The sequence below is a fragment of the Lysinibacillus sp. BSL11 genome (assembly GCF_052928325.1).
The window spans coordinates 1-13,313 of sequence record NZ_JAVGCX010000022.1 but is presented as its reverse complement, the minus strand read 5'-3'; the positions used below and the strand labels follow the sequence as shown (position 1 = coordinate 13,313).

Here is a 13,313-nt window from a genome sequence, read left to right as displayed (position 1 = left end):
ACAGATATTTTCACCGTTTAACTACAAGATAAGTAGGAACGTTTTTTAAAGGAGCATCATTTACAAATAAGAATGATGCTCTTTAATTTTGTATAAATCACTTATGAGTTAGGATTAATTGTTTGACAATCATTCAGGTATTTAGCTTAGCGTGCTTTTTCAATAAACTTCCGATGTATTTGCATGCTTTTTAACTCTAAACTAACTCATTATATTTAGCTACAGTAGTCATTTATATCAGCCTAAAACCTAAACCATTTTCAACCAAAAGAATAAACTAGTAGAAAAATTATTATTGTGTTGATAGAGGTGACTGAAATGGAGCGAGATTCATTGTTCTTAAAAGGGCTAACTGGTGAAGTAGTAACCGTAAAAGATCCTAACTACAATGAAGCAAGACAAGAATGGAATCGTGCCAATCAAAAGTTTCCATTGATCATTGTCTATTGTGAAAGAAGACAAGATGTTGTGAATGCCATACATTGGGCACGTAAACATTGTGTGGATATCCGCATTAGGTCTGGAGGACATCATTATGAAGGCTATTCTAATGGTGATTTCGTGCTTGTAATTGATATTAGTAGATTGAATAAGCTGAAACTAGATAAGAAAAAACACATATTAGAGGTGGAGGCTGGAGCAAAAAACACAGAGGTGTATGATTTTGTTGGCTCCAATGGATATGTTTTTCCTGGTGGAACTTGCCCCACTGTTGGAGTATCTGGCTTTACACTCGGCGGTGGATGGGGATTCTCCAGTCGACTTTATGGGTTGGGGTGTGATAGTTTACTAGAACTAGAATTAGTAGATTACGAGGGAAGGATTATTAAGGCAAATAAAAATTGTAACCCTGATCTTTTCTGGGCTTGTCGGGGTGCAGGTGGAGGTAACTTTGGTGTGGTTATTAGCATGACTTTTCAGTTACCAAAACCAACACAACGTTCTGTCACATTCATTAGATTCTATTATGTAAATACAACAATTGCTAAGCAAATAGATGTCATGAATATTTGGCAAAATTGGTTGCCTAAATTGGATAAACGAATGACTTTAGTTACAAGCTTTTATAACGCTGAAAATGAAGGGTTAGGTATTTTTGGAACTGGTTTCTTTTACGGTCCATCCAAATTAGCAAAAAAGATTTTACAACCTTTTGTAGAAATTAAAGGGTTTCGATTGAACTTAGAAGAATCTTCCTTTCTAGAAGCAGTGAAAAAGGTAGAGGCAACCTATCCACCTTTCGAAAAATTTAAATCCACTGGTAGGTTTGTACAAAGAAACTATACAGTAGAAGAGCTTAAAAATATTGGAACTAGTGTCCAAAGTCCTCCAGATGGTTCAGTATATGCTGCTATTTCTTTTTATGCATTAGGAGGAGAAATCAAACACATTGATAAAGAAGAAACGGCTTTTTACTATAGAGATGCTAAATATATAATGGGTGTCCAGTCTGTATGGATAGAGGATAAGTATGCAAGAGATAATCAGGAGTGGGTTCGTGAGCGTTTTGAAATGATTAAAAATATGACAAAAGGTTCATATGTGAATTTTCCTATAAGTGAGCTTAAAAATTATGATAAGGAATACTTTGGAGGCAATGCACAAAGGTTGAAACGAGTTAACCAAAAGTACGATCCGTTTAATGTATTTAGGTTTCCACAGGGATTAAAATGAAATTAAATTGAAATAGGAAATGATCACTATATAAGAGATAATTTACGGCTATACTATAAAAGTTCTGTAAATCTTAGTTTCAAATTAATTAAATAAAAGTACTTGTCTAAAATATTATGAAGCTTTAAAATCCTCATGCAAAGAAGGCGGGTTTATTGCAATGGCATGGGTAGTAGACGCAATCAAGCCCGACTCCTCGCCAAATGATTTTAGTTTACATAATATAAGTAAATTGGTCACAACTTACTGGTTATCGGAGGCTCCTCATAATTGATCGCTCAAAAGGTTATTCGTATAAATAATAGTATTTATTCTAGACATGTCCAATATACATATCTAATTGATAATTATTGAGTAACAATAGAGTAGTCCCACAATCAGGCCATTGAAAAGACTAAAAGTTACTTTCCTCTCTGCAAGGAAAGTGACTTTTTAGTTTGTTTTAAATGAATACGATCTTCAATATTCGGGTACTGTTTTTGCACTACATGGATAGCTAACTAGGCGGAACAATGGAATTAAAATAAAAATTGCCAAATTCAATTTTAGTATCAAGGAATTACGATTTTTTCTTAACCTTGTAATTCTGCATTTTCTTAAACTACATCAAATTGTATGTGTAACATATTGCTTAATCAAAGTGCAAAATATTTCTGAAGCAACCCGTCCTAGATTAGAACGGGTTAGCTCAACTGAGATTATAACATTAGCTATATTATCACTTTATATTACTTCATCTGGTGGTTGTGTCTTTCTCCAGCCATAAAACTGCATAACGTCTTTTGATCATATAAAACATTTCAATTCCCACCTTTCATGTTTTTTAATTAACAAGATTAATATTGACGAATACGAAGATAATCGTCTATTTTTTTTCGGTTCTCTTCAAAGATTTTTTTCACATATTCATCATGAAGAGCTTTCTCAAGAGAAATCTCACGTTTTGTAATAGTTATCGTGAGCGCAAAAAAGTTTAATATCATTTATTATCACCTCCTTAAATGGCCATAAAAAAACCGTAGAGAGACTCCCCTACGGTGAAAAAGGCACAAAAATACCGCAGGGGGACACTTCTCCCTGCGGTATGGGTATGCTTATTTACAAAAAAATCTTAAGCGGTCCATTCCGATGTGGTCGAATGTGTGATTTTCATTTTTACTGAAGTTGTAGCTACCAATGACATCAATTTAACGATAACGATCATTTTATTCGACCTCCTTAAGAATTTTTTTGATTACTTAGTAAGTATAACTAACTTTACGTTGTTTGTAAACATCTTTTACTAAGCTTTCCTAATTATTGAAGTGTGAAGCGTTATGAATGCTGCGGTACATAGGGAAATCCAAACCCGGGGTATGGCTACAAAATGAAAAAGTATTAGCAGATCACATTGAGTAGGGTATCCTAGACATAAATATGAATACTAAAGAAAATTGCAATTATTGGTGGTGACCATTCGGCTATTAATACCTTGTTAGCACTTCCGGAATTACAAGTAGAGAATTCTGCAACAAAGCTAGTGTGGATTATGCATAAAAAGTCTGTAGAAGAAGCCTATGGCAGCGAAGAAAAAGATGCTTTGTCAGCACATGGCACACTCGATGTTTCACGGATTAATATATTCAGGTAAAGTTGAAGTAATAACACCTTTCTATATCTCACAGGTAAAGAAAGAAGAGAACATCCATATTGTTGGTACTATAAACGGAGAACAAAAAGTATTAACAGGATTTGAAGAGCTTATTGTCAGTGTATTGTTAATTTTGATACTCTGAATTTTAATAATAAGTATTTTGAAAAAAAGATTTGATTATGATATTACAAAATCTAGTAGAGGATAGAAATGAAGCTGAAGTTCGGTTAATAATAAATATTGCGAATGAAGTATTTAATACGTATGAAAAAAAGAGAAATACTCAGGAAATTAATTATATTTGAGACTTCCATAATCCACTCAGTTAGAGAGGTATTTTTTTTTTATTATTTTATTTGCATTTTGCAAGTAATTACGTTATAAATATTTTACATAGCGTTTTAATTGAAGGGAAATGTTAAGACAAAATGAGTATCTTGAACATATTTATTTTACATTAATACTTGCATAATACAAATAAAAAAGGGAGGAATAAAAATGAAAGATATACTAGAAACTATCGTAATAGGGGGAGGGCAGGCAGGGCTAGCATCAGGTTTTCATTTACAGAAAAAAGGTCTACGTTTTTTAATATTGGAGGCAAGTAATCAGATTGAGGGATCTTGGCCAAGATATTATGACAGTCTTAAATTGTTTTCTCCAGCAAGTGTTTCCTCTTTGCCTGGTATGAAGTTTCCTGGAACTCAGAATCGCTATCCGAAAAGAGATGAAGTTATTCAATATTTGCAGGAGTATAAAAATAAGTTTCAATTACCTGTTTTAATTAATCAGAGAGTAGATTTGATAGAGAAAAACAAACTAGGTTTTATTATTCGAACAGTCACAGGGGATATATTTCAAGCTAGAACAATCATAAACGCTACAGGCTCATTTAATAACCCTTTTATTCCTAAAATTAAAGGAAGAGAAGTTTTTCAAGGGAAAACTCTTCACTCTTCAGAGTATCAAAATACACTGCCATTTCATAACAAAAGGGTAATTGTAATTGGTGGAGGAAATTCGGCTGTGCAGATTGCTGTTGAATTGTCTGAGGTGAGCAAAACCACTCTTTCAGTACGACAACCAATAAAATTTGTAAAACAACGTTTACTTGGACTGGATATACATTATTGGTTGAAAATAATTGGTTTTGATACCTTTCCTTTCTGGCGCTTTGGAAAAACGGCACCCAGATCAAATGCTGTGAATGATACAGGTGGATATAAAGATAGAATTAGTAAGGGGAATCCAGAACAACGTTTAATGTTTACTTCTTTCTATGAAGATGGAGTTATTTGGCCGGATGGAGAAAGGGAACCTGTAGATACCATTATCTATGCCACAGGATTCAGACCATATTTACCCTATATGAAATTACTCGGTGCATTGGATGGGGAAGGAATGCCTTTACAAAAGGCAGGTATTAGCAGTATCCCTGGATTGTATTTTGTGGGACTAGAAGGACAACGATCATTTGCATCTGCAACTTTAAGAGGAGTGGGAGAAGATGCCGAGTATGTGGTGAAAAAGTTACTTCATCACTTGAAAAGTAACTTTTGAAGTAAGGAAAACATCTTCAAAAAAAGTTAAATATATTTTAGTTGCATTTTGCAAGTAAATAATATATATATGTCTTTATAGGAGATGATTAAATGGAAAATAAACGTGAACTTTTTCAAGTATTAACTCAAAAGTTTGCTTTACTAAATAAAACATGTTGTTCTGTAGGATCAATTGACATCACACCAATACAGAGCCATATTCTATATGAGATAGACAAACAAAATAACCCATCTATGCAACAAATAGCAGAGGCAATAGGAATGGATATTACTACATTTAGTAGACAGATTCAATCTCTTATTAAGATGAATCTTGTCAAAAAAAATCCTCTACCATCAGATAAAAGAGTGTACATTTTGTCATTAACGGTGGAAGGGACATTTCTCGCTACTACAATTGATGAAATGATAAACAATTATTTAAATGAAGTTTTTTCGCATTTGAATGAGTTCGAAAAAGAAACTGTTTTACGTTCAATTGAACTTTTAAACAAAGCTATGGCTAAATCAAGCTTTTGTTGTATGCCTTCTTCATAATGCGTTAAAGGTTATAAGCAATTAATAATTTCATCTACCTGTAAAAAATAGTCCAATAAAAGATGTAATTGTAGTTTTATAAAAAATTTGATCATTGATAATAAAGTTTGATTAAAAATCCTGTGTTGATATGCAGGTTTTTTTTGTTCAATAAACGGGCCAGAATGTGGAATAACAAACTTTTATAAAATGTCTACCAAACGACGCTTTGGGAATGATATACTTTAATCAATAATATGGTAAATTCAGTTATAAAATGTAATTTTAATACAAATGAAAACAATGTGGGAGGCAATATGTTTATAATTAGAACAGTTATTTTTTGGCTGGTTATAACAATTAGTATTAATGCATATTTAATGACATTACCTATACCTGTTTTACGCAAAAGAGATTATCCACCTAATTATCTTATTCAACAAAATAATCGAATTGATTTACAAAAAAATACAGAATGTGCAGCGTTTTCAACAGCGTATCTACTACATCATTTCGGTATAGAAGCTGAGGGAGAATCGTTATATACACATTTTCCTTGTAAAACAAGAGCAGGTAATGTATATCCAAAGGGAATTCGTAAAATATTAAGAGAAAAAGGCTTTAAAACAAGCTATTATAAAGGGGATATACATTCATTAAAGTACGAAGTTAGTAAAGGAACTCCTGTAATTGTTTTTATTAAAGTACAGAAGGGGCTTAATAATTTGCATTTTGTCCCCGTTGTAGGCTACGACAAAGAGTATATTTATCTTTCAGAATCGTTAGGGCATTTGGTGAATTGTGATGATGACAATAAAAAATATAATCGAAAAGTTCCAATTAAGGAATTTCAGAAATTGTGGAATGTAAAGAAAATCCATATGCCTATTTCTAGCAATACTTACATTTCTGTAGATATTTCGCAGCATTAATCTCAATGACGAAGAAATTTAAACTGTCTAGTTGTGCTAGCAAGAACCTCGATTTAACAAATATACCAAAAAAAGATTATATATTCTATTTTTGTTAAACGGGTGCTTTAGTGTAGTGCCACAAGGATTTATAACGTATCTAATACAAACCTCAATAACGTTCCCAAATGAAAGTTTTGAGAGAGACCGAAACCTAAAGAAGATAAGGTTTTACTACTTGATAGACAACATGATCATTTCAAAGGGTTTATTCCACCTGGTGGAAAAGTTGAATTTCCTGAAAGTATTTTGGAAAATGCAATTAGAGAAGTAAAAGAAGAAACGGGTTTAGAAGTAAGTAACCTTATTTTTAAAGGTCTCTATGAATATGTAAATCCAGTTGCTATGGATAGATATATGATTTTTAACTACATCACAAAAAAAATTCCTACAAAAGATATATCTTTATCCAAAGAGCACCTTAACTATAAATGGTTATGTTTTGAAGAGGCAGTAATACTTTTGAAATGGGGTAGCAATAAAACGGCGTTATGGGAATTGAACAAAAGGTTATTAAATCAGATTAACACTGAACAAAGTTTATGAAAGAAATTATTTAAGCTAAGGTGCTAAGAACAAGGAGTTGCAAAGGCAGCTCATTTTATTGAATTAACGAAGCATAGTATTGAATACCATCTTTTTATGACTTTTCGGGAAGTAAAAACGAATTCACTCAGAAAACAAGCCTGCTCAAACTAACGCATAAGCAGGCTTGTTTTTAATTTAATTGATAGGTTATAAAGATTTCAATTTACTGTTGTTTTATTCTATTGACTCTAGATAACGATAAAGCGTTGATTTACTAATACCTGTTTCATTCTTAATATCCAATAATGTGTTTCCAGACTGATACATCTCAATTGCCTTTTTTATATTTTCATCTGATTTCTTAGGTCGCCCAATTGATTTTCCTTTTGCTTTTGCTTCAGCCATTCCTAAAGTAGTTGATTGCTTTACGATATCACTTTGAAATGTTAAAAAGAATTGTAAAACTTGCTCAAGTGGCATTTCAAGAATTTGTGTGGACGTAATATTTTCCTCCATAAAGTGAATAGTTACCTGATCTCTTTTACAAATTTTTAGTAGGTCTTCTAAATGCCTAGTTGTATCCGCGATGCTAAAGAAACGAAGTACCTGAATGGTATCGTCTTTTTCTATTGTCATGAGTAATTCTTCAAGCGCTAATCGCTTTTTCGCACGACCATGATTTTCAGTAAATAGATGGTCACAATTCTTTAAAGCAACAGTTTGAATTTGCATATCCTCATCATTATATAAGGGTCGTTGATAACCGTAAATCATATAATTTCACTCCATTTCAGTTCCGTAAAGGTTCCTTTTTAGGAAAAGTATGCTATGATATTCAAAGATTATATTTTAGTAAAGAAGGAGAATATCATGCAAAGTTTAAAGCAACAATGGTTTGGTAATGTGCGTGGTGACATCTTATCAGGGATGGTCGTCGCCTTAGCGCTTATACCTGAAGCAATTGCCTTTTCTATCATTGCTGGTGTCGATCCAATGGTCGGACTTTATGCGTCCTTTTCTATTGCTGTTATTATAGCATTTGTTGGGGGAAGACCGGGAATGATTTCTGCCGCAACAGGAGCAATGGCACTCGTGATTGCAGATTTGGTGGCAGACCATGGGTTACAATATTTATTAGCAGCAACAATTTTAACAGGAATTATTCAAGTTTTATTTGGTGTATTTGGAATTGCTAAGCTCATGCGTTTTATACCAAATTCGGTCATGATTGGCTTTGTTAATGCACTAGCAATCTTAATTTTCATGGCACAAGTACCACACTTTTTACGTGGAGGGTATATAACGTATATATTTATCGTGGTCACATTATGTATCGTTTACATTTTACCTAGATTCCTTAAAGTAATACCTGCACCTTTAATTGCGATTATCATGTTAACGGCTGTAACATTCATTTTTAATTTTGAACTAAAAACGATAGGAGATTTAGGTGCGATATCACAGAGCTTACCGCATTTTTTCATTCCAGACGTACCATTCAATATTGAAACGTTAGTGATTATTTTCCCTTACGCACTAGCATTAGCGCTTGTTGGGTTAATGGAATCACTAATGACCGCCCAAATTGTTGATGATATGACGGATACAAAATCCAATAAAAATATCGAGGCACGTGGACAAGGAATTGCAAACATCGTTAATGGTTTCTTTGGAGGTATGGCGGGATGTGCAATGATTGGACAGTCGATGATTAACGTAAAATCAGGTGGTCGAGGACGTCTATCAACACTTGTGGCTGGAATGTTCCTAATGTTCTTAATCCTAGTACTTGGCAACATCGTGGTCGATATTCCAATGCCAGTACTTGTAGGAATTATGATCATGGTAAGTATTGGTACATTTGATTGGGGATCGTTTAAATATATTGTCAAAGCACCTAAAAGTGAGGCATTCGTTATGCTTTCAACCGTAGCTGTAGTTGTCTATACAGATAACTTGGCGATTGGAGTTGTATTAGGAGTAATTTTAAGTTCTTTATTCTTTGTTGCAACGATTTCAAAGGTACGAATACATCAAGATAACGATCAATTTATTGTAGAAGGTCCTTTATTTTTTGCGTCTACTCAAAAATTTGTCCAAACACTGGAAGCAGTTAAGGATGATATCGTTACAATCGACTTAACAAGTAGCCATTTATGGGATGAATCAGCAGTTGGTGCAGTCGTAAAAGTCGTTACGAAATTAGAAGAGCAGGGGAAAACTGTGAAAGTCATTGGCATGAACCCAGCGAGTGAAAAATTATATAACCAATTATTAAATGTAGGTGTATCACATTAAGGGGGATACTTTATGTATAAACATATTTTATTGGCTGTTGATGGTTCTGAGCATTCAGTGCGTGCCGCAAAAGAGGCAGTCAAAATTGCTTCTGAGAATTCACTGATTGAAATGGTGTATGTGGCAGATTTTGAAAAGGCGAAAACAGAAGTGTTACATGCTGTATCTAGTGAAAGTTTATTATTAGAACGTAAACGAAAGGTAGCACCAGTAGAAGAAGTTTTAAGAGTTGCTGGTAGTAACTTCAAATTAACGATTTTACATGGTACACCTGGTTCTATAATTGTGAAGTACGCAAATGAAAAGCAAGTTGATCTTGTTATCATTGGTAGCAGAGGCTTAAATACTTTACAAGAGATGGTGTTAGGAAGTGTCAGCCACAAAGTGATGAAACATGTTCATTGCCCAGCGTTAATAGTGAAATAGCAAGGTTTAATGAAGCATGGAAAATGGAAATACTTTGGAAAGGTTTAACTTGAGTATGAAAAATTCACAGGTAGCCTTTGTAGTTTTATAAAAAAAATTAATCATTTATAATCAAGTTTGTTTAAACATCCTGTGTCGATATGCAGGATTTTTTTGTTCAACAAATGGGGCAGTCTAGTACAAAAATTTTTATGATATTATAAGAAATATGTGCAATTTGAGACTAAGGATGATTAAATTTGCTGAAGAATTATTAGATTAAGACTTCGTGAAAACATGGGTGAATACCTGTTTTAACAGGAAAATCTAGTTGAATGGTGTTTAAAAATTCTTAATTGAAGCAACTATTATCAATTGTTGTACCATGACTCTAAGCAAACTTGATATCATACAAACGAATCCAGGGATATAGCCCAGTTACATTGCTTGCTGTTATTCAACTATTGGGCAAGTACCGTAATAGAATGTAGAAATGGTGGAGGAAAAAAATGAACAAAACGGAGAGGCAGCTTGCAATCACGCTTGAATTACAGCGAAGTAAAACACTGAGAGCAGAAGATTTAGCTTCTCAATTTGAGACAAGTGTACGTACGATATATAGGGATATTCAAGCACTAAGTGAGGCTGGGGTTCCCATTTTAGGCGCCCCTGGTCAGGGTTATTCCTTAATGGAAGGATATTTTCTACCTCCGGTTAGGTTCACAGCAGAAGAGGCCGTCTCCCTGCTCATGGGAGCTGATTTTATCGAGCAAAGGTTGGATACAGATTATGGTATAAATGCAAAGTCCGCTAAACGCAAAATCGAGGCTACTTTGGCGGAGTCAGTTCGTAACGAGTCAAGGCTTGTTCGGGAAACAATGCGACTGCTTCATATAGGCGATCAGTCAACTGAAGAGCGTGTAAAAACGTATCTTAATCAAGTTCGCGATGCAATTTTGAAACAGTGCAAAATCAGTTTTATGTATATTAAAAAAATGCCAGGAACAGATGGGAATCGGAAAAATAAACGTGTGGTCTCTCCATATGGATTAACACTTGTCCATGAAAATTGGGTTTTACTAGCATACTGTGATATGAGGCAAGAAATGCGACATTTCCGCTTGTCCCGGATGTCCGAGCTTTCTGTGTTGGAAGATCAATTTCTTCTACCAAATGATTTTGACCTAAGTAGCTATCGGCCACCTGACAATCGAGATGAAAGAATAATAATGAGGGCAAACCCCGAAATTGCCGACAAAATCATTGAGGCAGTTAATTTTTATATTGCATCCATTGAGGAGCGGAATGAGGATGTAATCTTTCAATTTCGTGTTCGGTATCCAGAGGAACTATTACATCATTTACTTGGCTGGGGCGGAGATATCGAGGTGATTGAGCCGAAGTCTTTACGCTTCAAGATTCGAGAAGTAGCGAAAAAAATTTTAGAACACTACTGACATACACCTGTCAGTAGTGTTCTTTTATACTGTGACTATACCAAGATGAAGAGGAGCTGCTTAAAGGATGAAAAGTACAAAGGATGTATTGAAGTCATTTGAACTTACAGTAGAAAGATATTTGGAAGAACTGACAAAACTCAATATGGATAAATTACATAGAAAGCTGAACGAAGAAGATTGGTCCATTGGACAGATGTATGTACATTTAATTCAATCAGCTTTCATGCATCTACATAATGTCGAGCAATGTTTAGCTGGTAGCGAATCGACATTGAACCCAACGAAGGAAAAAACTGAGCAGGGTAAGATTGTTTTTAAACTAGAACAATTTCCAGCTGTTCGTATTAAGGTCCCTGCTTCTCCGATTTATACTCCGCAACCACCAGAGAGCATGGAGCATTTGGTAGAAGGACTTAACAGTGTAGTGGAACAGATGAGGAATACGGAATCAGTTCTACTTCAAGCGCCTGTAAGTAACAAGATACTTCATCCGGCGTTCGGTGCTTTAAACGCTCAGGAATGGTTTATGTTGATTGAAATGCATTACAGACATCATTTTTTACAACTGGATCGGTTGAAAAGTTTAGCCTTTGAAGAGTAGGGGGGATGCATCATGTCGAATATAACAAGTCAGAAAAGCAGATATTGGATTGGCGTTGTATCCGCTTCTCATGTGAATTTAGCCATAGAAGGTGGTTTTGCACAGTTGTGTCACGGTAAGGCAGCACCTTTGCGTAAAATGTCTCCAGGTGATTGGTTGATATACTATTCCCCTCGCATAGACATGTTAAAAGGGAAGCCAGTTCAAGCATTTACTGCTATTGGTCAGGTTACGGACAACGGTGCTTACAAACATCAAGTGTCGGAGTCGTTTGTGCCATTTCGCAGAGATATGCGTTATATTCCTTGTCGAGAAGTTAAGATTGCAGTGTTGTTAAACCAGCTCACTTTTACGCGTGGAAATCGCAATTGGGGATATCCATTTCGTCGAGGTCATTTTGAAATTGGAGCTGAAGATTTTATGACAATCGTTACTTCGATGTTAGATGGTGAGGAACAGGCGTTATCCGAGATCCTAAAACACTGATTATAAGTTGTGAACAGTTTCACTTAAACTTTCGAGTGCTTTAGTTAGATAACACTATTCAACAATTGGGCGCTATTGTTGAATAGTGTTCTGTCCTTCTGAATTCACGAGACGAGGATTGTTAAGTAAATAAGAACAAATTAAAAGCGGTCCTCCACAGATTAGTTTGTGGAAGGCCGCCTTTATTATAAAAACAGTCACCATTTATAATTGTTTACATCTGGTTCACTTAACCATATAGATGTAAAAAAAAGATCTATTTAGCTTACGGAGCTTTCCGGAATGATTGCACGAATCAGAAATCAGAAAATTTAGGACTTCACCATACAACAAGCATTCCACCAATCCATGCGAACTTGCAGCGGAATACAAGGTACTTGAGATTCATCATTCTCGATTGATTATTCATAGTTAGCGATATTAAGTAATTCAACTAAATCGCCTTTGACAAGTTCGTATTCTCTTGCGTTAATGTTAACCATACCATCTTTTGAAATTAATATATTAATTGGATTAGTAGTATCGTCGTTATTAGTGAAAACTATTTTGTAATAAGAGTTAGAGACATCCATACTTTTGAATAAAGTTCGTTTTGCTTCCCAATTATTCAAAATGCTGCGTACTTCGTTATATAATTCATCGTCTTTGTTTACGATAAATATATTTTTGTTATCTACACCACCGTTCATTTCCCAAACGGAAATGCTATCAACAACTTTTTCAAATTTATCAGTGTTTGTAATGAGTTCATCTCCAATATTCTTTGTTCCATATTCTGAATAAAATAGAATACCAGTTATACAAAGGACAAGAATAATTGCGACAATTGCTAATTTAATTCGTTTACTTCGCATAATATAGCCCCTCCCAAGTTGTAAAAATATGCGTCTTCCGTTTTATTTTACAAAATTTTTAACATAAAAGCAAAAAAACCTTATTTACATTTTAACAAAAATCAAGGGATTAGTTTTTAAAGTTGTCGCGTTTTTTATCGACTTTTAATCTCTAAAGCTCAATGTTTACACGAAATATAAAAGCAAGATTTTTTCTTGTTCCACAAAACCAGCTAATAGTTGTCAAGATTTTTCAATAAAAAAATTAAAACTCGCATGATATACTAAAAAAGGGTACAGCAAATAAGCCTTCCTCTTTAAAATTGGAAGGTTTTTCTCAATGTAC

Annotated in this window: 13 protein-coding genes and 2 pseudogenes; 12 read left to right on the top strand and 3 right to left on the bottom strand. The window is 34.3% G+C overall.

Annotation, left to right across the window (positions count from 1 at the left end):
- Positions 1 to 318: 318 nt before the first annotated feature.
- Positions 319 to 1,674, top strand: a complete 1,356-nt coding sequence (locus tag RCJ95_RS21130) for an FAD-binding oxidoreductase (protein ID WP_446722748.1) — start codon at positions 319 to 321, stop codon at positions 1,672 to 1,674.
- Between the two features lie 836 nt (positions 1,675 to 2,510).
- Here RCJ95_RS21130 and RCJ95_RS21125 read toward each other — a convergent pair.
- Positions 2,511 to 2,657 (bottom strand): YrzI family small protein, encoded by a 147-nt coding sequence (locus RCJ95_RS21125; protein WP_263081689.1) that lies wholly within the window; start codon positions 2,655 to 2,657, stop codon positions 2,511 to 2,513.
- Positions 2,658 to 3,230: 573 nt separating this feature from the next.
- Here RCJ95_RS21125 and RCJ95_RS21120 point away from each other — a divergent pair.
- From RCJ95_RS21120 to RCJ95_RS21095, 6 genes and pseudogenes are all read left to right on the top strand, one after another.
- Positions 3,231 to 3,449, top strand: coding sequence for a hypothetical protein (locus RCJ95_RS21120; RefSeq protein ID WP_446722747.1), 219 nt, complete (start codon positions 3,231 to 3,233; stop codon positions 3,447 to 3,449).
- A gap of 356 nt (positions 3,450 to 3,805) precedes the next feature.
- A complete protein-coding gene (locus RCJ95_RS21115; protein ID WP_216485921.1) occupies positions 3,806 to 4,867 on the top strand; it encodes a flavin-containing monooxygenase in 1,062 nt (353 codons plus the stop codon).
- A gap of 92 nt (positions 4,868 to 4,959) precedes the next feature.
- Complete coding sequence (locus RCJ95_RS21110; protein ID WP_205443603.1) at positions 4,960 to 5,406, top strand: MarR family winged helix-turn-helix transcriptional regulator; 447 nt, start codon at positions 4,960 to 4,962, stop codon at positions 5,404 to 5,406.
- A gap of 296 nt (positions 5,407 to 5,702) precedes the next feature.
- The gene (locus RCJ95_RS21105; RefSeq protein WP_446722746.1) at positions 5,703 to 6,317 is read left to right on the top strand and encodes a cysteine peptidase family C39 domain-containing protein; all 615 of its coding nucleotides are present in this window, start codon (positions 5,703 to 5,705) and stop codon (positions 6,315 to 6,317) included.
- 198 nt (positions 6,318 to 6,515) lie between these two features.
- A pseudogene (locus RCJ95_RS21100) lies at positions 6,516 to 6,758 on the top strand (NUDIX domain-containing protein); the annotation flags it as partial.
- A pseudogene (locus tag RCJ95_RS21095) lies at positions 6,738 to 6,902 on the top strand (NUDIX pyrophosphatase); the annotation flags it as partial. The pseudogenes RCJ95_RS21100 and RCJ95_RS21095, both read left to right, overlap by 21 nt.
- A 216-nt stretch (positions 6,903 to 7,118) precedes the next feature.
- Here the strand turns inward: RCJ95_RS21095 and RCJ95_RS21090 are convergent.
- Positions 7,119 to 7,658 (bottom strand): recombinase family protein, encoded by a 540-nt coding sequence (locus tag RCJ95_RS21090; RefSeq protein ID WP_205443600.1) that lies wholly within the window; start codon positions 7,656 to 7,658, stop codon positions 7,119 to 7,121.
- A 93-nt stretch (positions 7,659 to 7,751) separates the two neighbouring features.
- On the opposite strand from RCJ95_RS21090, the gene RCJ95_RS21085 reads away from it, so the two are divergent.
- The 5 genes from RCJ95_RS21085 to RCJ95_RS21065 all read left to right on the top strand — a co-directional run bounded on the left by RCJ95_RS21085 (position 7,752) and on the right by RCJ95_RS21065 (position 12,134).
- Positions 7,752 to 9,182, top strand: a complete 1,431-nt coding sequence (locus tag RCJ95_RS21085) for a SulP family inorganic anion transporter (protein ID WP_313150232.1) — start codon at positions 7,752 to 7,754, stop codon at positions 9,180 to 9,182.
- A 12-nt stretch (positions 9,183 to 9,194) separates the two neighbouring features.
- The gene (locus tag RCJ95_RS21080; RefSeq protein WP_216485915.1) at positions 9,195 to 9,608 is read left to right on the top strand and encodes a universal stress protein; all 414 of its coding nucleotides are present in this window, start codon (positions 9,195 to 9,197) and stop codon (positions 9,606 to 9,608) included.
- Between the two features lie 488 nt (positions 9,609 to 10,096).
- On the top strand, positions 10,097 to 11,044 hold the full coding sequence (locus RCJ95_RS21075; protein ID WP_216485913.1) for a helix-turn-helix transcriptional regulator: 948 nt from the start codon (positions 10,097 to 10,099) through the stop codon (positions 11,042 to 11,044).
- A 67-nt stretch (positions 11,045 to 11,111) separates the two neighbouring features.
- Positions 11,112 to 11,648 (top strand): DinB family protein, encoded by a 537-nt coding sequence (locus RCJ95_RS21070; RefSeq protein WP_446722745.1) that lies wholly within the window; start codon positions 11,112 to 11,114, stop codon positions 11,646 to 11,648.
- Between the two features lie 12 nt (positions 11,649 to 11,660).
- The gene (locus RCJ95_RS21065) at positions 11,661 to 12,134 is read left to right on the top strand and encodes an EVE domain-containing protein (protein ID WP_257522204.1); all 474 of its coding nucleotides are present in this window, start codon (positions 11,661 to 11,663) and stop codon (positions 12,132 to 12,134) included.
- Positions 12,135 to 12,535: 401 nt separating this feature from the next.
- On the opposite strand, the gene RCJ95_RS21060 is transcribed toward RCJ95_RS21065, so the two are convergent.
- Positions 12,536 to 12,988: a hypothetical protein gene (locus tag RCJ95_RS21060; protein WP_446722744.1), complete on the bottom strand. Its 453-nt coding sequence runs from the start codon at positions 12,986 to 12,988 to the stop codon at positions 12,536 to 12,538.
- Positions 12,989 to 13,313: the final 325 nt, after the last annotated feature.